The following is a 24428-nucleotide window of genomic DNA, read 5'->3' on the forward strand; positions in this document are numbered from 1 at the left end:
TTATATCGGACTGTTAAAGCGGAAGCTCTGGATAGGCTCTCTTTTTCTCCCGCTACCCTCTGTCATTGTGAATGCCCCGAAGAAAAGTGCTTAACTCCCCACTCGCTCATCATGTCAAGAAAGGATATCATCGACCGTCCACGCGGAGTCAATGAATATTCTACCTTCGGCAGCATTCCGCTATAAATTTCCCTGTCAATTATGCCGTCAGCCTCAAGCTCCCGGAGCTGCTCCGTCAGCATTTTTTTTGAAATGGATGGCAGATGCCGGCGCAGTTCGGCATATCGCACAGGGCCATTCTTATATAAGTGTCTATATATGGGGATTTTCCACTTCCCGCTTAAGAGGGAAAATACAAGCTCGACCGGACATTCGTTAGGCTTAACAGGCATCGAATCACCTCGTTTTTTAAAACCATTATACCCGATATCAGTTTCGCGGATATTGGAAACCAAAAAGTGCCTTATTGTCCGCCCCATCATAAGCTCTTATAATCTCATCTAGAGAGGAGAGGATGTTTGTGAATATCGGAATCATCGGGGCAGGCAGCGTAGGGGCAGTTATAGGCCATGGCCTGATACGGGCCGGCCATCATGCGGCAATCAGCAGCCGCGACCCGCAGCTTGCGAAGCACGGGGCATGGAAGCAAGCAGCAGGCGGACAAGGGGACGTCGTTTCCTTTAACGAAGCGGCCCGGTTCGGTGAAATCATCGTCGTGGCGCTTCCCTGGTCTTGCGCGGCCGATGTGCTTGATAACATTGATCATTCATACATGAAGAACAAAACGGTTATTGATGTAAGCAACGCGGTTGAGTTCAGCAGCGGTCCACGGCTGCTGTACGACAATACGTCAGCGGGTGAAATCATGCAGCAGATGCTGCCGGAGAGCCGCGTCGTTAAAACACTCAATACGGTCAGCGACAAAAGAATGGTGCGGCCGGCATACCGGGAGGGCGTACCCGTCATGTTTATGTCCGGCAATGAACAACATGCCAAAAACCAGGCCGCGTCCCTCCTGAACGATCTGGGGTGGAAGGACGTTGTCGACCTGGGCGATATCCGGCAAAGCCGCCTGCAGGAATCCATCATGCTTGCTTGCGTCATAAGCGAAATCCGGCTTCAGTCGCCTGGCGCGGCATTTGCGCTTCTGAGAGATTAATAATCGCGGATCAGACCAGGATTTCCAGTCTAAGAGTCTTCCAAGGTTTTGAAAACAAAGCGCTCCACTTCCGGCAGGTCAACGCCATCACAATGGTTCAAGCGGACATTGACGCCATCCAATGTGCGAATGACTACATTGTTCATTGTCCAGTCCTTCGCGTGCGCGATAGTGCCGGCTGCATGGCTTTCTATCAAGATATTGCTCAAGCGGATGCCGCTGATCGGCTTTTCTGGATACGCCTCCACCTCGAAGGCATAGGATACGGGTCTGCCCGAACCGGGGAGCAGATTATTCCTGACCGTGACATTGGCGATCTCCACATTGCGGAACTCCGGTATTCCCCGCTGCTCAGGCAGCACGGGCTCTGCGAGAACCTGCCAATGAACAGGGACCCCGCCCTTCCAGGTTTCCGGAATTTGAGCATAGCTGTAGCTGGGGTTCCAATTCAGCAGGAAGCTGAACGGATTACGCACATCGCTCATCTCCAGGTCATGGACCCGGATATTCTCAATCAGGCCTCCGCGGTTCCGCGCCGATTTAAACCGCAGGCCGTTGCTCGTCCCGACAGATTTGATGTTGTATATCTCTACATTGCGAATGCCCCCGGAGGTCTCGCTGCCAAGGGTGATGCCGGCTCCCGCTCCCGTTATGCAATTGCGGATAACGATATCCTCGGCGGGCCGGTTGACCCTCAGTCCATCGGCGTCGCGCCCGGCTTTAATACAGAGATTATCATCGTTGCAATCGATGAAGCAGTTCTCCACCAGAACATGGGAGGATGAATCAATATCGATCCCGTCGGTGCTTGGGCCCTCATTGTCGCGGATCGTCAGCCCCGACACCGTTACGTGCTCGGAGTAGCAGATATGCACGTTCCAGAAGCCTGAGCGGAGAGAGGTAAAATCCTTCAGTTCGATCCGGGACGAATCGATAACCAGAATGTTCCGCGGTCTTTTGCAGTCGTAATCGACGGCCCAGCGCAGCCCCTGCTCCGTATATACCTTGCGCATGCTCCAATATTTATCCCACCAGCAGCTGCCTTGTCCATCAATGGTCCCCTTGCCGGTTATGCTTGCGTTCTCCTGACCGCAAATGTTGATCAATGCGCTGTACCAGTTCATCTCGATGCCGGCAACACGCGACCATAGCTCAGGGTAGTCCTCCTCGCCTGCGGCACCGCGCAGCTCTACACCTTCAGCCAAATGCAGCTGCACATTGGACTTAAGAAACAGAGCCCCCGTCAAATAGGAGCCCGGAGCAAATTCAATCCGGCCTCCGCCTGCGCCCCATGCAGCGTCGATAGCCTCCTGAATTGAAGCGGTGGCCAGCGTGTCTCCGTCCGCAGCCGCGCCATAATCATTCACCAAGAAAACTTCGTTTCGTCTCATTTCTTTCCCGCCCGTCTCCGCAAAGCAGTTCATTTTTTTAAAGCTTCAGCCAAAGCATCCGCATGAAGGGGTTCACAAGAGTTTCCGCGGGTTAACCTCCTGGTCAGTCACAGCCACTAGCTTCCAAGGGGAGCCGCATGCATCCCGGCAAGCAGCTGCTCCATTTGCAGAACCTCGATCCCGGCAAGCAGCACGATTCCAATACCGTGCGTATCGTTAAGCAGCCAAGGCAGGTCATCCTTGTAGTAATCTCCATTGAATGAATACCCGGAGCCCCTGCATACGCCGTATACATTGCCTGTTTTGTCGATGGAGATCTGCGTCATTCCCTTCCAGCCCTTCAGGACCGCCTCGACATACCGCTGCTTGCCGGTTAACCAGCCGAAGCGAATGCCGCGCGCAAAGGCATATATAAACATGGAGGTGCAGGAAGTCTCCTGATACGATTCCGCGTCGGTCAGCACCTGGTGCCACAGGCCGTTCACCCCCTGCAGCCGCAAATACCCTTCACACAGCTCATTAAAGTAGCGAAGCAGCTCCCGGCGCTGTTCATGATCTTCCGGCAGAGCCGCCAGCAGCTCGGAGAGCGAGAACAGCACCCAGCCATTCCCCCGCCCCCATGCCACCACGGTGGGCTTGTTCAAAGTGAGGTCATACACATGGGACATGACCTGCAGATGCGGAATATACATCAGCTTCCTGAACTGAAGGAACTGGTTGACCGCGTCTTCAATATAGCGGATGTCGCCGGTGCGCTGATAATAACGGCAAAGGAAAGGCACGCTCATATACAGATCGTCGCACCAGACCGTTTCATGGGTAAAATCGGCGATTCGCGGCTTGCGGTACAAGGCCCCCGTCGGAAGCCGGTATTGTTCGCCAGAGATGTAATCCGCGATCAACTCTGCGATCTCGTCAGCTCCGTTCATGCCCTGTTCCTGAAGCGCCAGCAGCATGGTAGCCCCGAAGGAGCCGCAGTCGTCCAGACTGTCAAGTGTAGCGAGCGTATTAAGCACACCCGACGCCCCGAACTGCTGCTTGTCCCATATGGCATAGCGGTACAGCCGCGTGCAGGTTTCAATATGGCTTCGCACATAGGCCGTTACATCCCCGCGATCGAGCAGCCTGCCGGTTTGCAGCAAACCGTACAGCGTAACGCCAAGCGGATAATTCCATCTGCCGTACAGTGCGTTATCCGCGAAGAGGCGCACCCAGGTATTGGGCTGATCCAGACGCCAGAAGGTGCCGCCCGCTTTCGTATCGATCAGCGCATAAGCCGTCCCGGTTGGCGGCAGCGGCTCATCCGCTTCGAGCGGGCCGGCATATAACCACTCGTCCGCTCCGCCCTCCACAGGATAAGGCGGCGCCAGCCGGACTCCTGCAGGCAGCTCATCCAGCCGGAATCCCCAATTCTCCACGGTGCCGGCGCAGCGAATATGCAGATCGTGCCGGCCGTATGAGAGATCGAGCGGTATGGAAAAATCCCCCGTCGTCTGTTCGGCTATTTTGTTCCCGTCGATGAATATATCTGCGATTCCCGCTGCCCGGCCCTTTAGTACAATAGAGGATGCGCCGTCCAGCGTGCAGTTTAATTTCGTCCAGGCTACGGCATAACGGTTGTTCAAATCTCCAAATATGCGTGCCATGGGATGCAAGAGATCCCGCTCACCCCACTGCAGGCGTGGATACCAGACGATTCCGCTGTCACCCTCTTTGGTTTGCGGGCCGGGCAGCTCCCGGCGTTTGTCCTGCGGACCGCTGTATATCCAGCCCTCGTGCCCGTTTCTCTCTGGTGACGGGGCCAGCACATAGGTCGGATTGCTCTTGTATGAGCCGGGTCCGAAGGAGCCCCCGCAGCCAGCCTCAGTCTTCGTAAACAGGATGACAAAATGGTTCCAGCCCTTGTCCAAAGGTACGGTTACGGGTATTCTCCGCTTGGCATTCAATTCATCGGCCAGATTCGCTTTATATACGGAAGCCCCGTTTGCAAAAAATTGAAGGGGTCCATAGCAATGCAAAATAAAGGTCATGGGCGCGTCCTGCTCGCTCCAGAATTTGGACCAGGCATAGATGTACTGGCCGTTTTGCATATCGGGAAAGCGCTCCGTCAGATTGAAATCATAGCTGTAATCGTGCTTTTTCAGTATCCCGTCGGCATTGAAGGCCCGGCTGGTCATCGGATGCTGCGGATGATTGCCGATGTAGCGATTCGTTACCGTTGTTAATGCCTCGCCCACGCTTCCGCCACACGCCGTAAATATGCTGTCATGCTCATTCATATACGCTTTATTCATGGCTTAAAGAACCTCCTGGTTAGCTGTCATTTTCCTTGCCGGTTCAGCTCGCGGTAGCTGCTGGGTGTAATGCCCTCATATTTTTTGAAAATGCGGTTGAAGTAGCTGTGCTGATAGCCAACCTTCTCTGCGACCTCGTTAATTTTCAGGTCGGGGTCCAGAAGGAGCAGCTTGGCGTTCCGTATTCGAATATCGGTCAGGTAATCGATGAAGTTGATGCCTGCTATCTGCTTGAACGCCCGGCTGAGCGTATAAGGACTCGTTTCAAACCTGTCAGCGCATGATTCAAGCGATAGTCCGGTCATATATTGTTCGTTCAAAAAAAGAATGACCTTCTCAATAATATGCTTCAAGTGGTAATCCTGCCTGCTGATCATCTCCTGAACCAGCACCTTGACCACCTTATGCCGGAACCATTTCTGCATTTCGTCCCGCTCCTTGATCCCGGCCAGTTCATCGAAGAGATTGACACTCCCGAATAGTCGAACGGGGTTCATGCCGGATTGCAGCGCAGCATAACGGATACTGCCGAGCAGCTGCAGCATGCCCTGTTGAATATAAAATTCAGTCGAGCCGTTGGCCGACAAATCGTCCATGAACTGGCTGATCAACTCGCCAGCAGTCTCCTCCAGACCGCTGCGGATGGCGTTAATGATCTCTTTGTCGAGGGAGAACGGATAACTGCTCTCCATGAGCAGGCTTGATTTCGCCAGCTCCTCGGTCCATAGTATCTGGTTGTCGTCGTCGATCAGCTCGCGGTATGCCATTGCCTGTCTGACTTCCTCAAAAATATGCGGAATCTGCTTGACGCTGTATACTGATTTGCTGATCGCGACCGTCACCTGCATCCTGATAATATGATTAATGGTTCGCATCAGTTCCCGGCAGAAGAGATCCAGATCGGCATTCAACCACTTGACAGGCTGGTCGCTCGGCAGTGCCAGCAGCAAGCCGATAGAGAAGTTGTGGAAATTGATCACTTCCGCCTGCTCATACTGCTTTCTTGCCAGCTCGTCGACGATGTTGGCCGTCGCGTAGGTAACCAGATCCTCATCGCCAAGCGAGAATCGCCCCTCAAGACCGGAGAACCCGGTCAAACGGAACATGAGCGCTACATACTGCACATTATCATTTTCCCAGCCATAATGCCGGATTCGCCCCTTTATCTCGTTTTCGCCCAGAGCAAACAAATAGCCCTGTGCCAGCTGCAGGAAGAACCCTTCGCGCAGAACCGGAAGCTGTTCCTTCAGCTTCGAGTGAAGCAGCTCCCGCTCACTGGCCAGATGCTTCCATTCCACCTCGAACATATCGAACTCATCGCTGTACTCGGAGCCCCTGCCTCCGGTCAACAAGGCCACAAGCCGTTCCACCGGTGAATAAATGCGCCGCAAAACAAACGACGACATCAGAAGAGCAATAGTCAGACCAGTCAAGCTGATGTACAGGATCCATTTGGATACCATCACGACAGGGGCGACAATAGAGCTGAGCGGCGTCGCCGAGATGTACACCCAGGTTGCGCCGAGACGATTGAACTGGCCGTAGGAAACGGAATAGCTCTTATCCTTGTACGGAAACAGAAAAGATTCCGAACTGGAACTGTGCGCTACATATTCCTGCTTCAGCGCCTCTTCCAGCCTTGAGAACGGCTTCCCGCTCGTCGACAACTCCAGTCCCCCGTTCTTATTCAACAACAGCGTCACTCCCTCATGGGTTGGAGTCAGCGTCTTCAGAGACTGAATCAGCTTGCTTGTGTTGATTGTTGCAATGATCATGCCGAACGGCTTGAGGCTGCCTCCGGGTATTTTGTTGACAAGAGCAATGGTATCCTCAGTACCATATTGATTCGTCCAGAAAGCCGACTTTTTCTGGTTCAACAACGTGCTGTAGATCTCGGCGTCCCCAGGCTGGTCAATATAAGTAAACCTTTCCGTCGAGAAGAGAACCGGCCGCGGTTCATTGAGAAACAGCTGCACCTTCTGCAGAAAAGGATGGGTTCCCTCCATCAGGAGCAGGGTTCGATACAAATCCTTCACCTGCTCGAAATCATAGCCGATGTTAAGCGTTTTCAATTTCTCGTCTTCAAATTTGGGGTCAAACGCCCAATGCGACATCGTAAGCTCCAGATAATTCAGCTGATCGTCAATGACCGCGGCCCCTTGATCAATCTGATCGATATGCAGACGCTGCAGCTCTCCCTCCAATTTATCAGTCGCAATCCAGTAGGTGCAGAAGCCGATAATCAAGCCGGGGAAGCTGGCAACAAGCAAAATCAGCACCAGGTTTCTGCGATAAAAGCGGCTTTTCGATTTAAATTTACTAGCTTTACCGAGTCGTGGCTTCCAGAATCCTGTCAAGGAGAGTTCACCTTCCAAAATTTCGTTTTTATATGACCCATTTCGACAGTACAAAGATGGAATCCTTTATAGCCGACCGACCCGGCCCCTGGCTTATCCTTTAACCGAGCCTACCATCGCACCTTTGGCAAAGTGCTTCTGCAGAAACGGATAAACAAGAAGAATCGGAACTGTGGCAACGATGACGGCCGCCATTTTGAGCGTTTCCGTTGGCGGGGCAATCGCCGTTGCGTCCGTGCTCAGCTCGCTGTTGTTGGCGTTAAGCAGAATATTCTGCAGCATAACCTGCATCGGCCATTTGGAGGCGTCGTTAATGTAAATCAAGGCATTGAAGAACTGGTTCCAGTACCCTACCGCGTAGAACAACCCGAAGGCGGCCAGCGAAGGAAGCGACAGCGGCAGGATAATACGGATGAAGATCGACAGATCGTTGCAGCCGTCCATGGCCGCCGACTCCTCCAGCTCGGCTGGAATATTGTCGAAAAAATTTTTCATCAGGATCACGTTCCATCCGCTGGCCAGTGCCGGCAGAATCAGCGACCAGAGACTGTCAATCAGATTCAATTCACGAACAATCAGATAGTTAGGAATAATGCCCGGGCTGAACAGAACCGTAAGCAGAATTAGCAGCAAAATAATCTGCCTTCCGCGCAATCTTTTGCGCGACAGCGTATAGGCAAATGCTGCAGTCACCACCAGGCTGCAGGCTGTTCCCACCACCGTGACATACGCGCTGACGCCGATGGAATGTGTAAAGGCACCTGTGGAAAACAGGAATTTGTAGGATTCAAGCGACCATTTTGTCGGGAACAGGACAAAGTTTTTGGTTACGTATTCCGTGGGATCGGTAAAAGAAACGACAAACACATAGTACAGAGGAAAGGCTGACACAACGGCAATCAAGCCGAGCAATGCGACATTCATTACGCTAAACATGCGATCTCCCAGACCGGTTCTCATTGTACCCCTCCTTGTAAGGCTTCGGGTGCTTTCATGGAGTCTTGTCAATATACGCCATCCTCACCCATTTTCTTGGACAGCCAGTTGGCTGCCAGGACCAGCGTTAATCCAACAACCGACTTGAACAAGCCTGCCGCAGTACTGTAACTGAACTGTCCCTGCTGGATTCCGACCCTGTACACGTAAGTGTCAAATACCTCCGCCACTTCCGATACCGCGCCATTGTACATGAGAAACACCTGCTCGAAGCCGACGTCCATCATATGGCCAAGTCTTAGGATCAGCAGGACAACGATTACACTGCGGATCGCCGGCAGCGTAACATGCCACATCTGTCTGATTCTGCTGGCACCGTCCATGCGGGCCGCTTCATACACCCCGGGATCAATGCTTGCCATGGCCGCCAGAAAGAGGATTGTACCCCAGCCGCATTCTTTCCAGATCGATTGGAGCGTCAGCATAATCCAGAACAGGTCGGCATTGGTCAGAAAGTCGATCCTGGCCCCTCCAATCGCCTCCAGAACCTTGTTGACCAGACCTTCGCCTGTGGCAAACAGCAGGAAGGTGAGGCCGGAGATAATCACCCATGACAGAAAGTGGGGCATATAGACGACGGATTGAACAACCCGCTTGTAGACCATGTTCTTCACTTCATTGAGCATGAGTGAAAGGATGATCGGCAGAGGGAAGAAAAAGATCAGGCTCATCAGATTAATCGCCATCGTGTTCCGGAAAAGGAGCATAAATTCGGGATTGGAGAAAAATCGTCTGAAATGCTCCAACCCGGCCCACTCGCTCCCTGTTATTCCCGCAAACGGGGAGTAATTCTGAAAGGCAATCACGATTCCGCCCAATGGGAAATACTTGAATATCAGAAAGAAAAGAAGACCCGGCAAGGCCAGCAGGTACAGATATTTATCACGCTGCAGGTCTTTCCACAGTTTTCTTAAACGGGATTGCCGCGATAAAGGGAAGCTTGATGCGCCCTGCGGCGGAGATTGCCGCTGGCTTAAAGTTGTCATGACATTTCTCCTTTCTCGGATGATTAATCGGGCAGCCTCCAGCCATTACAGGGTCTGCACCGGTTTCAAGCTATGATCGGCATAATCGAAATACTTCCCTTCCAGCAGTCCGATCAGCGTCGTGGTAACACGAACCTCTATGCGGTTCTCCCCTTCGTGCAGCAGCCCGGCTTCTCCGCTCCACCGGTACGGCATCCATGTGCATACGCCCAGCGAATGCCCGTTGACCAGCACCTCGGCAGTCTCGTGGAATTGAGGATCAAAATTGTTGAACGTAAGCTCAAACGGGCTGGGGCCGGCATCGGACGGGAGGTTGACCGTCCGCTGAAACGACATTACGCCTGCAAAGAACGGATGGCCCGGATATGGGCCTGCCTTAAGCGCCGACAACCGTTCAACCGGAGGACCGAGCACAACCCGGCTGCCGTTAAAGCCGGCATCGAAGCTCCCTGTCAGATAGATGGCATCGACCAGACCGTCCCAGTCATGTCCGAGCTCGACCTCGACGCTGATCGAATTCATGCCTGCCTGCAGATAGGCTGTAATGTCGCAGCCTGTATTCATGTGATCGTACAGGAAGACGCTCTCCAAGCACGATGCATTCAAAATATTATCGTTTACTCTGATCGTCCATTCCCCCGAGACCGCCCCTTGATCCATGACGATTCGAACGGCATCCGGCACTTCCAGTATCTCGACCTCCACGCTGTAGCGGCCAGCCAGCGGATAAGCCATCGCAATTCGCTGCGGTGTTCCGAATAATTGCCCCATATTCACAGGCAAAGGCTTGGAGGCAGTCAGATCCGCACATTGATCAATAAAGGTTTTCACCGGCACATTGTCCGCTTCAATCAGAGGAGCAGCCGCAGCCGGCCCACCGCTATGCACGCTCAAGCGGAAGGTGTCGAGCCGTACCGCGTTATCCTGCAGCGGCCTGATCTGCCACTCCCCGGAAGCATCCACCGGCAGCTTCCATGGCTGGTCTCCGGCGCTTGCCTTCTCCTGCCCGTTATTCACAGATGGAACCCGCTGGAGCATAACCAGACAAGAATCGTAAGCGGTCAGCTTGACCGGCAAGGTCCATTGGCCATCGCGGCATTCACCCGCTGCAGGCTTCACAGAGCCGTCATCGAGCGACAGGAACTGGAATTGTACGCCGTAAGCATCCCCACTGGCTGCTTTGCCCCACAGGCTCCCGTCTGCCTGCAAAACAACGTCCCGCTGCGCCTCCTCCTGATTGCTGATGAAGACGAGCGCCGTGTCGGGAGATAGGCGCCGGGTCTGCAGCAGCAGCCCCCAATCGCCGCAAGCAGGCAGCAGCTTGACCGGCGCAGGCTGAAGCTTGTTCAACAGCTCCGCAAGCTGCTCCACGCCGGATTTTACGTCCAGGGACGCCGGGCAGGCAAGGTGGTACGCCTCCAGAGGGCCTTTGCTCCACTGCAGGTTCTGATAGCCGTAATTGCCGGACAGCCCGCTCCAGAAATGCTCGCGGATCCCCTCAGGCAAGCCGAATGCGCGCCCGATGCTCTCCCCGTCCCATGGCGTCCCGCTTATATTCTCATAAGGCAGCTGACCTAAGCTGAGCACCGTTCCGCCCGCTTCAATAAAGGCTTCAAGCTTGTTCCATGCGCTTGTTTCCAGGTTCGTGAGCGGCGGAACAACCAGCACCGAATAACGGGCGCTGCCCAGCACAAGCTCTCCTCCATCCAGCTCCGCAAGAGCCAGAAGCCCGGCATCCAGATGGTCGAAGTCTCTGCCGCTCTTGGTCAGTCCGTCGCATATGCCTCCCCACCAGCGCTTCAAATCCTCCAGACGCCGTTTCTCCTCCGGCTGCCGGCCCCCATAGCCGAAGCCATGCAGCGGATTGCCCATATGCGTCCAGAGAGAAGTCGTCGGCTGCAGAACGGCAATTGAAATAGCCGCTTCGCCTGTGCTCATTACGTAGCTGATCCTTCCCACATAGTCCCCCAACTGGCGGAAATGCTCCCAATACGGATTTTGCAGAAACTGCGAGGGCGGGGCATCATGCTTGGCCAAACCGTCGAGCGTGTAGAAGAACGCATGGAAATTGAAAAAATTCGTGCCCATCGCAGCCATCCGGTCGATCATCCACTTGGCATCCTGAAGCGTCATGGACCACCCTACACTGTGGAAGCATTCGATCAGATTGCGTTCCCGCTTGAACTGGCGCGCGATGGAGCTGACCATCTTGGCGTTGCTTCGGAAATTGACGGCATTGCGCTCCAATATCCAGTCGAGCGAACGTCCGAGCTTCTCATGGGCGGTGTCTCCTCCGGGAACGTGGCTGTATGTTTGGGTTGTGGCTCTGACGGAAGGAACCTCCGTCACATACTTAAGCCCGTGGCTTTCACACCAGTCATGGACCTGCTTGTGATAGCTTTGGAGCAGCAGCAGGTGAACAGCCTGATAATAATCGTAGCGAATCCGCGCCGCCTGCTCTGCATCGTGAAACAGCAGCGCCTCCAGGTGCTCGCGAATATCGTAGCCGTTAAGCTCCAGGAAAAACTCCGCCAATTGGGGCGACCAGGGGATGCTTCCGAGCAGTCCGATTTCATCGGTAAACATTCCCTTGATGGTGCCGCCGAAATACTCGGACAAATGTTCGGCGTACTTATCGTGCGTCAGACGGATGAAAGCAGCCATCGCTTCGCTGTTGCAAGGATCGACGAAGGTGCCGTAGTATTTGAAATCCTCGATCTCTTCCTCCTGGACGATGATGATTTCCCATTCTCCGTCCGGTACCGTCCAATCCATTTTTTGCACCGTCCGGTAGGTGAAGAAGCGCTTCTGGTTATAAGCGGTCAAGCCGGCCTTCTGGAAAATCGGTTCCGATTGATAATTTCCGATAGATCCGCGCACATCAACGGCTTTATTCCAGATATGCTCCCCTGCAGGGGTGAGCGGCACAGCCTTCGCATACAGGATACGGGCCCATGGCAATTCCAGCGCCAGATGCTGCCCGCCCGAAGCGCGCTCCGTCCGATGGGCAAGGGTGTAGTGCTTGGCTTCAGGATGTTCCAGCACGACCTCTCCCCCGGCTATGCCGCTGGGATACGGATATTCGTCATACAGCCATACGTTCAGGCGGTGCTCCTTGGCCGCTTCAACGGCCACCTTCACCTTGCGGAACCAGGTGTCCGATAAATAGGGGATTTTCAAGCCTTGCCTGGCGCATATAAAGAAGCCGCCGAGTCCTTTCTCCGCCATCTCGCGAATTTGCAGACGGATCTGATCATCGGCCATTTCTCCGTTCCAAAACCAGAAGGGATGCACCCTGTACTCTGTCGCAGGATCCATGAACGATTGCAAATCAAACATATTGATTCCTCCTTGCTTCATTATGATCAGAATAGTATGAGGGACGGCCGGCTTGCCGGGACGGCTGTCCCGTTTGGGTTATTTGCTGGAGATACGCTGTTTGTACGCGTCCGTCAGTTCCTGGCTCAATTTGACCATATCCGGGTCATCCTTCATCTTCGTCACGAAGTCGTCCCAGGCGGTCATTGGCTCTCTGCCAAGAATGATTTTGGTCTTGAGATCCGTTACCTTCTTATCGAATTCAGGAAGGAAGGTTTGCGCTGTCGGAGAGTACAGGCCAGTGGCGATATCCGCTACGCTGGTTTTTGCGCGCTCGTCCTGGATCGATGTATAGAGCTTATTGACCTCATCCGGAAAATTGATTTTGGTGGAGCTGGCATACGGGTCGGCCACATAGACGATCTGGTTGAAGTTCGAAGCCCCGTCCTTGTCCAGCGCCTCCTTGTCGATGATTTTCTTGCCGTTCTCCACCTTATAATGTTGACCTTCAAAGCCATACTGCTGGATAGCGAACACATCATCGTTCATCCATGTGTCGATAAGCCCCAGAATCTGCTTCATCTTGGCTTCCGGAACTGATTTCGGAATAGCCAGAATCCCGGAGAAGCCGGTGCCTTTGGGATTATAGCCGTCGATGCTTGTCAGCGGGTAAAAGTCTGCTTCCTTGAAGCTCGGGTCCACCTTTTTCAGCGTATTGTAGTATTCGGTCATGGTTCCCGCCTTCTCCACAATCATCCCGGCTTTTCCGGCTTTAAACATATCTCCGACCTGCGATAGTTTTAAGGACGCAAAGTCCTCGGGAATCAGCTTTTCTTTATACAGCTTGGTTTCAAATTCAATCGCTTTGCGCATTTCAGGGAGGAAGTTTACATTTACCAGCTGATCATTTATATATTTCCATTTGCCATTTACTCCTGTAAAGCTGTTTTCCACCTGATTCAAGGCTCCCATGTCAAGAGGGGAATTCAAGTATGCCGCGAAGGGCACAATGTCCTTTTGTCCGGTTTTACTTGGATTCTTTTCTGAAAAGGCTTTCAAAACCTGATAAAACTCATCCATCGTCGTGGGTTCTTTCATCCCTACGCTGTCCAGCCAATCCTTTCGGACAACAAAGAAGCTGTCTGCTTCCTCGGGGCGAGGGCGGGGAACACCGTAATTTTTTCCATCCTCCATCTTGGTCAGCTGCCATGCTGTCTCCGATATCTTCGAATTAAGATTGGCATAATCCTTAATATAAGGCGTCACGTCCCAGAAGGCTCCCTGGGAGACCGCATTGCGGAAGACAGGGGTAAACGGATCATTGATCAGGATGATGTTCGGGATATCTCCCGAAGCCAGCGTAACATTCAATTTGTCCGCGTAATTATTGCCGGATACCCATTGAATATTCATCTTGGAGTTGGTAGCTTTCTCAATTGCCAGCTTAAGAGGGTTGTCGTCGGCCGTAGGGGTGGAGCTGAGCAATATGGTCATGATGCTAACCTCAAGCGGCTTTTCACTTTGGGCAGTCCCCTGAGTCTCTCCTTCACTGTTACTGTTTGAACTGCCGCAGCCCGTTAACGCGAGTGACAAGGCCAAAGCGATTGCCGGCAGCATGATCGCTGCTTTTCTGATCTTTCCAGTCCTGAACATGTTGTTCCTCCCTTTAATCAATCGAATAGTAAGCGCTGTACACAAGCCGTCCATGCACAAGGAAAACATTAGTACAGCCGGTCTTGCACCGACAATGGTCTTTTTTTGCCGGAGCGCCCAAGGAGCATAGGACTTTTTCCTGCTGTTTGCACATTGAAGCGGGCTGCAGGGGATTCACCGCAAACACGGCAATACCGGTATTCCCCGGAAAGCCCTCTGCCTGGACCGGCTGCTTCTTGAACAGTTTCCCCGTGCAGGGTTTATACTCGTAAGGCGCAAGAATGTCTTAGCCTGCAAAAAAATGCCCCTGAACGCAGCCGGTTCTTATCAGGCCTAATATACGCCGGCCAAGCGGTCATGATATAGTAAGTAAACGTTATCATTAATTTCAGAGCAAGGGCCAAAAGTTACATGACCAATATGGAAGGGGCAGACCGAGTGAAAAAACCAAGCATTGTAGTTGTAGGCAGCTTGAATATGGATCTTGTCATTTCTCTGGACCGGTTGCCGGTCATCGGGGAGACTCTACCCGGCAAGGAAATCCATTATATATCCGGCGGCAAAGGGGCCAATCAGGCTGTCGGGTGCGCACGGCTGGGCGCAGCCGTTACGATGATCGGAGCCGTGGGCGATGATATGTTCGGCGCGCAAATCATTAGCCGGATGGAACAGTTCGGCGTCAGCACGCCGGCAATCGCCGTGAAGCACGACACTTCCACAGGCACAGCCACAATTATGCATACGCAGGAGGACAACTGCATTGTCATCATCCCCGGCGCCAACGGGTTGTGCGATCCCGAGATGGTAGAGTCGCATGCGGAAGCCATCCGCAGCGCGGATATCCTGCTCGTCCAGCTGGAAATTCCGCTGCCTGCGGTGGAGCGCGCGATGCGCATTGCCGCTGCAGCCGGCGTGACAATCGTGCTGAATCCGGCGCCCGCTCTCCCGCTGCCGGATGAATGGATTCAGCTCGCGGATATCTTCACGCCAAACGAGACCGAATTTGCCCATTACAGCGGCTCTTCTATCGATTCGGAGGAGGAGCTGTTCAGGCAAATGAGCAAATGGCAGTACCGCTATGGCAATACGCTGATCGTCACCAGAGGCGAAGCCGGCATATCCTGCATCAATGGGGACGGCATCATTACCGTGCCTGCGCGGAGGGTCAAGCCGGTCGATACCACCGGCGCCGGAGATTCCTTCAATGCCGCGCTCGGCTTCGCCATCGCAAGCGGACGGGAGCTTGAGCCAAGTCTGAATTTCGCCGTCAAGGCAGCCTCCTTGTCTGTCATGAAGTTCGGCGCCCAGGACGGCATGCCGTCGCTTGATGAAGTGGAGAGCGAGTGAACGACTCTTTTTGTCCCGGATAGCTTGAAGGAAATAAGACGGACTGCTGCCGGGGTTGAAGAAAGCGAATGAATTCAAGAAAAAACGGCTGTTGCCTTCCTTATGGCGGCTCCGTTAGTTTCTTCCTTCAACCCTTATAGAAAGTTATAGGCGTGAAACATTCTATAGGTACACAAAAGGGTCTTCCACAGCTGTTCTGGCAGCTGTAGAAGACCCTTTCTTTAAGCCATTTATAACCTTGCGTCTCGTAACTGGCAGATTATCCGGAAGCCCGGCTAATGTGATCTATACGATAGGAGCTTGGCATCTGAAGCTGCTTGCCTCGTTGTTGAGAGGAGTCCGGCTGCAGCGGTTAACGTACAATACGGTTGCGTATCGCAAAGACAACGGCCTGCGTCCGGTCATCCACTCCGATTTTGTGCAAAATCCGGTGGACATGGGTTTTGACCGTACTTTCCCCGATATGAAGCCTGCCGGCAATCTCCTCATTGCGCAGGCCGTAGGCCATTTGCTGCAGCACCTCAAGCTCCCGCTCCGTGAATGGCTCCAGAAGCTGCGCCTGGGACTGGACTGTATCAGCTGCGGCCGGTCCGACCGCCCGGGCAATAACCTTCGCCGCAGTCGCCGTACGGAAGATCGCTTCACCGCGGTAGGCGGCCCGAATCGCGTCTACCAGCTCATCGGGAGCGGCATCCTTCAGCAAATAGCCGACAGCTCCGGCCCGTATGCCGTCATAAACATATTCCTCCAGATCGAAGGTGGTCAGGATGACCACTTTGCTCTCCGGCAGCGACGATAAAATATCGCGGGTGGCGGCGATGCCGTCATATTCCGGCATCTGCACATCCATCAGCAGGACATGGGGTCGGGTGCGGTTCGCCAATAATACCGCCTCCCGTCCAGTGGCAGCCTCGCCCGCCACCTCCATATCTTCCTGCGCGTTGATGATAAAGCCCAGGCCATGTCTGACCAGATGCTGATCGTCGACAATGGCGACCCGGATAAGCTCGTCTGTCATTCCTCTCCACCTCCAGCCGTATGGCCCTCAATCGGCACTCTTACTGCAACAATCACACCGTGGGGCATACTCGCCCGGATATCGAATATGCCTCCTTCCCGCTCGCATCTCGCCTTCATCCCTGACAGACCAAAGCCCGGCACGAGCGGCGGTTCCCCGGTATAAGCTCCATCGTCCTTCACCGTCATGATCAGCTCCCCCGGCCCCTCGCTTATCCCTATATCGACACGCGTGGCTCCCGAGTGACGGATCACATTGGTCAGCGCTTCCTGCAGCACACGGTATAGCAGCTCTGAAATATCCGGCTTCCACCGGCTAGTTGGACCGGAGACATCCAGCGCGATATGCAAGCTGCTGTGACTGCGTACCTGCGCGATCAGGCTCTTCAAACCAGCCAGTCCCGGCAGCCCCTCATCCGCAGCCATCTGATGGACAACGCTGCGTACTTCCGTCAAACAGCGCCTGGCTACATCCAGTACGGTAGCAACCATCTGATCCGCTTCCTCCGGATTAGTCCGGAGCACATACGGCATCGCCTGAAGCTGAACAATGACGGAGGTCAGTCCATGTCCGATACTGTCGTGAATATCCCTCGCGATCCGGGACCTCTCCTCCAGCACAGCATACCGAAGGGAACGGCCGGCAGCCTCCTCCAGCTGCGTATGCGCCTGCTCCAGCTCCTCATGCGCCTTCCGCAGCTCCAGATGCGTCCGTTCCAGCTTCGCGTGCGTTTCGCCCAGCTCGCGAAAATGCAGTTTGCTGACGTCCTCGGCTTCCCTTCTCACCCGGTCGCCTCATACAAAGATATAGATCGCCGCATGAAAAATGGAGTACATCCAGATGAAATCATACGGCTCCCCTGTCCAAAGCATGATGGCTGCATCCCCCGCAATAACCCCGGCAGCCTCCAGAGAGGATTTGGAGGAAGGCAGCCGCAGCGCAATATAGGCGATAAGATAGAAAAGCAGCGAGATGGATATGCTTACGTTATGAAAAACACCCCATGGCACCGCCATCGCGATCCAGAGCACAAAGACAATGACTATGCGTCTCCGGTCAGTTCCGACCAGCCGGTCGGGTATCCAGAGTACGGCTATATGTGCAAGGCACAGCAGGATATTGACCAGAATAATGGAGAATATTCTGTCTGTCGTCTGGAATCCGACTATGACAATGACCAGGCTAAGGAGCACAACCCGCAGGCGCTGAGGAGACTGTCTGCGAAACCACGAATGCCGTTGTACTGTTTCCATCTTGTTTCCTTCCCTCATTCCCCGCCGCTGGTCAGGCGCTTGTTATCTGTGCTGGCTGACCATTTGCCTGTATCTTGAATAAATGATATATCGCCGTGCACAAACACTGCCAAGAGGAATCAACAGCAGCGCGTTACTCAATAATACCAAAGCATGTCCTTTTCCCCAATACTCTACCAGCAGCCGCAGCACCATGGCACCGACGAAAAGCGCGATGCCGGCAGCAGTGCTTTGCGAGGTTATTTTGCCCGTTGCCGGGTTTACACGGACAATTTCAACCCTTCCTCTCCATATTCCGAGCGCCAGTCCGATGATCAGGAACAGCAGATAAAGAAGAAATGTCGAAGCTTTTGGCTGAAAAGACTGGACCATGCCGGAAGCGATAACGAAAGCGTACAATACCGGAGTAATCCACATGCGGGACGGCTGGACTTCCCTCTCCCTGCCCAGACGCAAAATAATGATGACAATAATAATCAGATAAACAGCATTGCACGACATAAATTTCCTCTTTTCGTTTTTAAAATCTGGCGGTTCTATGAACAAAGTATAGTCTTTCCCGCCATAGATGAAGTCCACCTCCGGATTGATATTAACCTGCTGCCCCTCCACCTGCGGATGCATGAACCACGGATGTCATGCAGGGCTGTCCACTTCTCGCAGTCCTATGATTAATACAAACCTCTTCCCTCTGAGCTTTCAAGAGGCAGGGAAAAGGCATGACGCAAACCCGTACTTCTGGAACGTTGAACATAAAACAAGCCGTATGAGCGTTTTCGCTCATACGGCTTGTTTTATTTCATTATTGCTGATTATGAGCTACCATTCCAGAGTGACTTCAACACCTTCCGGACTTCCCGGATAACGGACCAACACGGTTCCGGATTCTGCATCCCGGCTCCACTCGGCCGGCTGCCCGCCAGCCACTGCACGCACCGGCTCATTTGCCATCCGAATCCGTGTACTGACAGTCATATCGGACGGGGATTCGGAGAAGAAGGTGAGACGGTTCGCTTCAAGCCGCTCATCCCGGATTTGCGACGAGCTGATAAGAATTTCCGCAGCGCCGCTCCCTTCCCTCGTCCAGCTCAAATCATAGAGGAGGCAGTCCTCTCCCTGCTTCAGCGCTACCCCTTGAAGAACGGGCAGCTCCGCCTCGAACAAATCGATATACCGGCCTTCGAAACGGATATCCTCAGCGGTATTCGTCTCGTCCAGCCGATGGGCAATCAGATAAGGGCCGCGTCTGATCTGCAAATGTCCCCTCGCCTTGTACTGCCCCTCTTCACCGCGAATCGCCAAGGCCCGGCGGACGCTTGCCTGCACCTGCTTCGCACCCTCTCCGGATCTGGACAGGCTGGCCGGATCAATCCGGTGAACCAGCACCGCGCCGCTGCCAACCGAATGCTCACCCTCCAGCGGATCAAGGCCAAGCCCCATCGACTCGAACAAATGCTGCTCCGGACGCTCATACCGCTTGCGGCTGGCGGCATTGTTCCACCATTCCTGAACCCCGTGGAAAGGGTCCGAGCCATCGCCGACGTAGATCAGCACGCCGCCTTCTCTGACCCACTGCCCAATCGCCTGATGAATGCCGGGATGCTCAGGCTTCATGAACTCATAGCTGAGCAGCAGCACCCGGTAATCCTCCAGGTAGCCGGGGAAGGTCAGGATATTGTCCAGCTGCACCGGGCGCAGCGGGATTCCATCCTTGACAAGCGGCAGGGCGAGCCCATAGAACGACGACCAGTCCAGCAGCTCCTGCTGGGGCGGCGACAGCAGATCGGCGGTTGTCGTGCCGTCGTATTTGAACGCTGCTGCCTCTTCCTCGCCGGGAGCCAGCACCTCCCCGCGCTGATACATGGCCGAATTGGCCAAACACAGCCCGACCCCGGAGGTATAGGCTTCGCCCGCCTCCGCTTCTTCGTGATTATGCATATCCCTAAGCACGCTCATTACGGTCAGCAGGACCGTCGCGTAGCTGCCGGGGATGGTTTCTTTGCCTGTGCCGTCCTCGGTTGGATAACTGCCTTCGAATACCCGTCGCGGCCATGGACATACTTCATATTGGCTGACGCCGGGATGCAGCAGCGAAGCGACAACAGTCGAGCGGTAATTCTTCCGGTAATCGCTCCAGCTGTAGCGGGGATTATCTTCAATGGGATCGTGCAGGAACCACATCTCCCGCCCCGTACCGCGAGTCAACTCCTGCATAATGCCGTACTCCAGAAAAGCCGTCTCGAAGGTCCTCTCGCGGCGGACGCCCTGATACACATTCGGCGTCCGCGCCGTTCCCGTCCAGATCTGGGCGATGAAGCCATCGCAGGAAGGCATGGATACCAGCAGCGCCTCGGGACTGACAATCCGCCACTGCGTATAGTTGATCAGACTGTGGGTCGGCACATAGAATCGTACGGTCCTGCCATAGGTGACAAGCGAATATTCCTTCATCTGGCTGCAAATCCGGTCCAACGCCCGGTAATAAACCGCAGCCTTCAGCTTTGACGCCCGGTACTGGGCGTCGGGCGAGGAATGGGGCGGAATCCACTCCTCCCCGTAAGCATTAAGCCATTCCCGCTTGAACGCCTCCGAATAGCCGCCGGCCGCCCAAAATTCAGGCTCCTCCATATGGATGGCTTCCACGCCGCAGTCAATGGCCTTCTTGATATGGCTGGCCAGATATTCGGCAAACGAAATCGTGGGCACCATGTAAGGCACATCCTTGCCATGCAGCAGATGCGTTCCTCCACGCTCGGCCTGCGCCTCGTCCCAGTGATCGCGCCCGTCATAACGGCCGTACAAATAATCCTGATACTGCCCCCACGAAACGCCCGTCATCAGGTGGATCGTGTAGCCCGCCTTCTTCCAGCCTTCGATTCTTTCAGGCAGGTCGTTTGATATCCCGTACACCATGACAAAATCAGTGCGCAAATCATACTTTGGCCCGTAAGGACGTGATTCCTGAAATCCGGTCCATTCGGGATTTGCTTTCGTTCCTCGGCTCATGCCATTCCCTCCTTGGATCGATTCGATTAGTTCGGCATTTGCAGCTTCACAATTTCTTTGCCCTTCAATTGTTCATTGGCGAATTGAATCGCTTCCGGATAACCCGTTTTGTTCATCTGCCCGCGAAGATCGTTAATAACCTTCAGCGCCGCATCATCGGATTTGGCGAAAATAGCCGTTTTCCAGACATCGCCGATCTGATCCATAGACGGCTTCAATGTTTCCCACTGCGGTGAATTGCTCACGGCATCCCCCGGATTATAGGCCGAAATGACGCTGATTCCGTTAGGACGGAGAATCTTGCGCGCCTTCTCCATGGTGGCGATCCGGTCCTGGTCTGCCCAAATATCTCCGGCCCCCAGGGAAATTGTGCGGTCCTGCCCGCCAAGCGATTCGAAGCCGTCGGTAAGGCCTTCGTTTTTCTTCAATTTGCCTGTCGTATCTGCCATAAACTTATCGAACCATTCTTTCTTCGCCACCGGCTTGCCGTCTACCATGTCCCAATGTACGCCTTGAACGCCATAACGAACGAGCAGCGTACCTTCGTCAGAAGCCAGATACTCGAGCAGGCGCAGAGCGGCATCCACATTTTTTGCTTTTTTCGTGATCACTGTTACATTGTTGCCTTGAATCCCAAGATCAGCAGGCCGGTCAGGCTCGGCTCCCGCCCGCTCCAATGGACCAAGCGGAATATACTCGCTGCCTGGATGCGTTTTCAAATATTCCTTGGATGCGTCAAGGATGGCCGGATAGTGAGCGGCCAGCACGGCGACGCGGCCCTGCGTAATTTTTTCTTTGGCGATAGGATCTGTCTGGGTAAAGGTTTCCGGGTCGAGCAGCCCTTCGGCAATCAGCCTGCGATAATACAGCGTATAGTCCTCATAAGCCTTCGTGAAGAAAACATGCTCGAAGGTCCCGTCCGCTTTGACCGGATAATCGCTGCCATAAAACATCGTATTGCCGATCCCGACGGCCCAGCCGTTGCTGAATCCGCCAAGCGGCATGACAGGCATGCCATTCTCCTGCAGGTTGGCGTCTTTGATTTTCTTCAGAAAGTTGTACAGGTCATCCTTCGTCACGACGGATTGCGGATCCACCCCAAGCTTGTCGGCCACATCCTTGCGGACATAAAAGCCGTACAGCCAGTCGGTCGCATCCTCGTCCGTGGCGGGTTGATTCTGATAAAGCAAATATTTCTTGCCGTTGATTCCGCCGATGGCTTTGTCATACAAAGCAGGCGGGACATTTTCTTTGGCGACGGCCTTCGACAGATTCGGATATTTGTCCAGCTTATCAGTCAAATCGGCCAGCTGGCCTTCCTTGGCCGCCTTGATAATGCCGTCAAGCTCCCCGCCCCAAGCCGGTCCGGTGTAAATATCCGGAAGCTCCTGCGTGGTGAATATCGTATTCACCTTCTCTACTTCGCTGCCTTTTGTATACTCCCATTTCACCGTAATCCCGGTTTTCTCTTTGATGTACTCGCTGACGGGCGTCATGTCCGTATCGGCACCCGTAGAACCATTCCAGTTATGAAGAATAGAGACCGTTACTTGCTCCGTTTCACTACCCCCGCTGTTATTCCCGCCTGATGGGGCATTTGTATTTCCATTTGTCGATCCATTACCGCCGGAATTGCTGCAGCCGGCGATCATTCCCGCAATCAAGCCTACGGCCAGCAGTGCTTTTGCACTTCCATACCTCTTGTTTCTCATGCAAACCCTCCTGATTAATGAGATTTATGATAAAGTTCCGGATCGGAACGCTTATCTGTGGCCTTCTATCCTTTTACCGAACCGATCATGGCGCCTTTGACGAAATACCGCTGCAAAAACGGATAGATGCACAAGATGGGAAAGACGGTTATGACCAAGAGGGCCATACGCATGGATTCGGGAGTAGCGCCGGCATTGGTGCTGATGGTCTGCCCGCCCTGCTGCTGCGAACGCTGCATGGAGGATGAGAGCGCTTCCGCTTCGGTCAGCAATTGCTGAAGCAAAGTCTGAACGGGAATCAGCTTCTTGTCGGTTACGTAATAAGCGCCAGTGAACCAATCATTCCAATGCTGAACACCGACGAACAGCGCAATTGTTGCCAGCACAGGACCGGATAAAGGAAGAATAATTTTCAGGAAAATTTGAAAGTCTCCATATCCGTCGATACGCGCCGACTCTTCCAGCTCCTCCGGGATTCCCTGAAAGAAGGTCCGGATGATCACAATATTTAGAAAGCTGAACAGCATCGGAATGATATAAACCCAGAAGCTGTTAATCAGGTGCAGCTTCTGAAGGGTAATGAAATAAGGGATGAACCCTGCGCTGAAGATGGTCGGAAGAAAGATATAAAAGGTGAAGAAGGTCCGGCCAGGCAGCGACTTTTTGGATAAGGCATAGGCCATTAAGGTGCAGAGTGCCACATGCAGGAACGTCCCCAGCAGCGTGCGTGCGATCGTGATTTTATAGGCCTGCCAGATCAAAGGGTTATCGAACACCTGCACATAATTATCCAGCGTAAATTGACGCGGCCAGAAGTACAGCGCACCAAGCATGGAATTCTTGCCGTCGTTTAACGAGTACACAAGAATATAAATAAAGGGATAAACCATCGTGAACGCAACCAACGCCAGAATGACATAATTGAACAGACTGAATAGTGAAAACCTTCGTTGACTCAACTCACATCACTCCTTAGAACAGGGATACATCGCTGTATTTACGAGCTAATTGGTTCACCGTTACAACCAGAATCAGTGCGATCAAGCTTTGGAACAGACCAACCGCTGCGGCGTAACTGAGACGGCCCTCCGAAATACCTGCGGTGATGACATGCACATCGAGAACGCTGCCGATGGCCGTTGTAGCAGGGCCATTCAGAAGAAGAAGCTGTTCGTAACCCGCACTCATAAGGCTCCCGGTGGCCAGAATTAACAAAATCACTGCAATATTGCGGATGCCTGGCAGTGTGACATGCCACATTTGGCGGAATCGCCCGGCGCCGTCGATCTTGGCCGCCTCATACAGCTGCTGATCGATACCGGAGATCGCCGCCATGTAGATGATGGAGTTCCAGCCGATATTCTTCCAGATATCCGAGCCGAGGACGAGCTGGTAGAACCATGACGTATTATTCATGAACTGAATCGGACTCGTACCGAAAACGGCGGTAATCATGTCATTGACCGGTCCTCCGTATGGTGTCAGCAGCCGCTGCATGAGGGTGATCACGACAATCCAGGATACAAAATATGGCAAATACGAAAGCGTTTGCACAACTTTTTTGAATTTGCGGTTTTGGACCTCATTCAGAAGAATGGCCAGTATAATCGGCATGGGGAACCCGATCAACAGCTTCATCAGACTGATGATGATCGTATTGCGGATGATCGTTCCGGATTGGTAATAATCAAAGAACTGCTGGAAGTATTTCATCCCCGCCCAGGGGCTTCCGGTGAATCCCCCCATGAAATTAAAATCGCGGAACGCCACCTGAATGCCATATAACGGAACATAAGAGAACAGAAAAAACCAGACGATACCGGGCAGCATGAACAGATAAAATAATTTATGACGCCAAATTCGTTTCCCCAGCAGGGAATCCTTCATCGTCGTCAGCCTCCTTTCTGGATTTGAAGGGGTGCGTCTTGGGATAACCTG

Annotated in this window: 18 protein-coding genes; 2 read left to right on the plus strand and 16 right to left on the minus strand. The window is 53.6% G+C overall.

The genetic code is table 11. From position 1 onward, the window contains the following. Positions 1 to 62 precede the first annotated feature (62 nt). Positions 63 to 482 (minus strand): winged helix-turn-helix transcriptional regulator, encoded by a 420-nt coding sequence (locus tag AC0YNV_RS23245; RefSeq protein WP_475770139.1) that lies wholly within the window; start codon positions 480 to 482, stop codon positions 63 to 65. 38 nt (positions 483 to 520) lie between these two features. Here AC0YNV_RS23245 and AC0YNV_RS23250 point away from each other — a divergent pair, with 38 nt between their 5' ends. Next, the gene (locus AC0YNV_RS23250) at positions 521 to 1159 is read left to right on the plus strand and encodes an NADPH-dependent F420 reductase (RefSeq protein WP_475770140.1); all 639 of its coding nucleotides are present in this window, start codon (positions 521 to 523) and stop codon (positions 1157 to 1159) included. Positions 1160 to 1188: 29 nt separating this feature from the next. Here AC0YNV_RS23250 and AC0YNV_RS23255 read toward each other — a convergent pair whose 3' ends face one another. The 7 genes from AC0YNV_RS23255 to AC0YNV_RS23285 all read right to left on the minus strand — a co-directional run bounded on the left by AC0YNV_RS23255 (position 1189) and on the right by AC0YNV_RS23285 (position 14154). Further along, positions 1189 to 2550, minus strand: coding sequence for a glycoside hydrolase family 28 protein (locus AC0YNV_RS23255; RefSeq protein WP_475770141.1), 1362 nt, complete (start codon positions 2548 to 2550; stop codon positions 1189 to 1191). 116 nt (positions 2551 to 2666) lie between these two features. Further along, the gene (locus AC0YNV_RS23260; RefSeq protein WP_475770142.1) at positions 2667 to 4844 is read right to left on the minus strand and encodes a glycoside hydrolase family 88/105 protein; all 2178 of its coding nucleotides are present in this window, start codon (positions 4842 to 4844) and stop codon (positions 2667 to 2669) included. A 26-nt stretch (positions 4845 to 4870) separates the two neighbouring features. Further along, complete coding sequence (locus AC0YNV_RS23265) at positions 4871 to 7123, minus strand: AraC family transcriptional regulator (protein ID WP_475770143.1); 2253 nt, start codon at positions 7121 to 7123, stop codon at positions 4871 to 4873. A 171-nt stretch (positions 7124 to 7294) separates the two neighbouring features. Then, entirely contained in the window at positions 7295 to 8161 is an 867-nt protein-coding gene (locus AC0YNV_RS23270; protein ID WP_475770144.1) for a carbohydrate ABC transporter permease, read from the minus strand. Positions 8162 to 8205: 44 nt separating this feature from the next. Next, on the minus strand, positions 8206 to 9183 hold the full coding sequence (locus tag AC0YNV_RS23275; protein WP_475770145.1) for an ABC transporter permease: 978 nt from the start codon (positions 9181 to 9183) through the stop codon (positions 8206 to 8208). Between the two features lie 45 nt (positions 9184 to 9228). After that, entirely contained in the window at positions 9229 to 12522 is a 3294-nt protein-coding gene (locus AC0YNV_RS23280; RefSeq protein WP_475770146.1) for a glycosyl hydrolase, read from the minus strand. 78 nt (positions 12523 to 12600) lie between these two features. After that, a complete protein-coding gene (locus AC0YNV_RS23285) occupies positions 12601 to 14154 on the minus strand; it encodes an extracellular solute-binding protein (protein WP_475770147.1) in 1554 nt (517 codons plus the stop codon). A gap of 438 nt (positions 14155 to 14592) precedes the next feature. Between AC0YNV_RS23285 and rbsK the strand changes: the two genes are divergently transcribed. Beyond that, complete coding sequence (gene rbsK, locus AC0YNV_RS23290) at positions 14593 to 15501, plus strand: ribokinase (protein WP_475770148.1); 909 nt, start codon at positions 14593 to 14595, stop codon at positions 15499 to 15501. A gap of 352 nt (positions 15502 to 15853) precedes the next feature. Here the strand turns inward: rbsK and AC0YNV_RS23295 are convergent, their stop codons facing one another. The 8 genes from AC0YNV_RS23295 to AC0YNV_RS23330 form a co-directional block, all read right to left on the minus strand. Continuing rightward, positions 15854 to 16519 (minus strand): response regulator, encoded by a 666-nt coding sequence (locus tag AC0YNV_RS23295; RefSeq protein WP_475770149.1) that lies wholly within the window; start codon positions 16517 to 16519, stop codon positions 15854 to 15856. Then, positions 16516 to 17304 carry a sensor histidine kinase gene (locus AC0YNV_RS23300; RefSeq protein WP_475770150.1) on the minus strand — a complete coding sequence of 263 codons (789 nt, stop codon included), beginning with the start codon at positions 17302 to 17304 and terminating at the stop codon, positions 16516 to 16518. Before AC0YNV_RS23300 ends, AC0YNV_RS23295 begins: the two co-directional genes overlap by 4 nt. A gap of 9 nt (positions 17305 to 17313) precedes the next feature. After that, entirely contained in the window at positions 17314 to 17772 is a 459-nt protein-coding gene (locus AC0YNV_RS23305; RefSeq protein WP_475770151.1) for a hypothetical protein, read from the minus strand. Between the two features lie 42 nt (positions 17773 to 17814). After that, a complete protein-coding gene (locus tag AC0YNV_RS23310) occupies positions 17815 to 18273 on the minus strand; it encodes a hypothetical protein (protein WP_475770152.1) in 459 nt (152 codons plus the stop codon). A gap of 318 nt (positions 18274 to 18591) precedes the next feature. Then, positions 18592 to 20778 carry a hypothetical protein gene (locus AC0YNV_RS23315; RefSeq protein WP_475770153.1) on the minus strand — a complete coding sequence of 729 codons (2187 nt, stop codon included), beginning with the start codon at positions 20776 to 20778 and terminating at the stop codon, positions 18592 to 18594. Positions 20779 to 20804: 26 nt separating this feature from the next. Then, on the minus strand, positions 20805 to 22490 hold the full coding sequence (locus AC0YNV_RS23320) for an extracellular solute-binding protein (RefSeq protein ID WP_475770154.1): 1686 nt from the start codon (positions 22488 to 22490) through the stop codon (positions 20805 to 20807). 65 nt (positions 22491 to 22555) lie between these two features. After that, entirely contained in the window at positions 22556 to 23449 is an 894-nt protein-coding gene (locus AC0YNV_RS23325; RefSeq protein ID WP_475770155.1) for a carbohydrate ABC transporter permease, read from the minus strand. 13 nt (positions 23450 to 23462) lie between these two features. Beyond that, positions 23463 to 24377: an ABC transporter permease gene (locus AC0YNV_RS23330; RefSeq protein WP_475770156.1), complete on the minus strand. Its 915-nt coding sequence runs from the start codon at positions 24375 to 24377 to the stop codon at positions 23463 to 23465. Positions 24378 to 24428: the final 51 nt, after the last annotated feature.

The organism is Paenibacillus sp. JT31N11 (assembly GCF_056269285.1).

Coding starts and splice junctions, on each gene's coding strand:
- AC0YNV_RS23270 (WP_475770144.1), bottom strand. CDS start 8,161: ATGAGAACCGGTCTGGGAGATCGCATGTTTAGCGTAATGAATGTCGCA.
- AC0YNV_RS23280 (WP_475770146.1), bottom strand. CDS start 12,522: ATGTTTGATTTGCAATCGTTCATGGATCCTGCGACAGAGTACAGGGTG.
- AC0YNV_RS23305 (WP_475770151.1), bottom strand. CDS start 17,772: ATGGAAACAGTACAACGGCATTCGTGGTTTCGCAGACAGTCTCCTCAG.
- AC0YNV_RS23330 (WP_475770156.1), bottom strand. CDS start 24,377: ATGAAGGATTCCCTGCTGGGGAAACGAATTTGGCGTCATAAATTATTT.
- AC0YNV_RS23285 (WP_475770147.1), bottom strand. CDS start 14,154: ATGTTCAGGACTGGAAAGATCAGAAAAGCAGCGATCATGCTGCCGGCA.
- AC0YNV_RS23260 (WP_475770142.1), bottom strand. CDS start 4,844: ATGAATAAAGCGTATATGAATGAGCATGACAGCATATTTACGGCGTGT.
- AC0YNV_RS23275 (WP_475770145.1), bottom strand. CDS start 9,183: ATGACAACTTTAAGCCAGCGGCAATCTCCGCCGCAGGGCGCATCAAGC.
- AC0YNV_RS23255 (WP_475770141.1), bottom strand. CDS start 2,550: ATGAGACGAAACGAAGTTTTCTTGGTGAATGATTATGGCGCGGCTGCG.
- AC0YNV_RS23320 (WP_475770154.1), bottom strand. CDS start 22,490: ATGAGAAACAAGAGGTATGGAAGTGCAAAAGCACTGCTGGCCGTAGGC.
- AC0YNV_RS23315 (WP_475770153.1), bottom strand. CDS start 20,778: ATGAGCCGAGGAACGAAAGCAAATCCCGAATGGACCGGATTTCAGGAA.
- AC0YNV_RS23245 (WP_475770139.1), bottom strand. CDS start 482: ATGATGGGGCGGACAATAAGGCACTTTTTGGTTTCCAATATCCGCGAA.
- AC0YNV_RS23310 (WP_475770152.1), bottom strand. CDS start 18,273: ATGTCGTGCAATGCTGTTTATCTGATTATTATTGTCATCATTATTTTG.
- AC0YNV_RS23295 (WP_475770149.1), bottom strand. CDS start 16,519: ATGACAGACGAGCTTATCCGGGTCGCCATTGTCGACGATCAGCATCTG.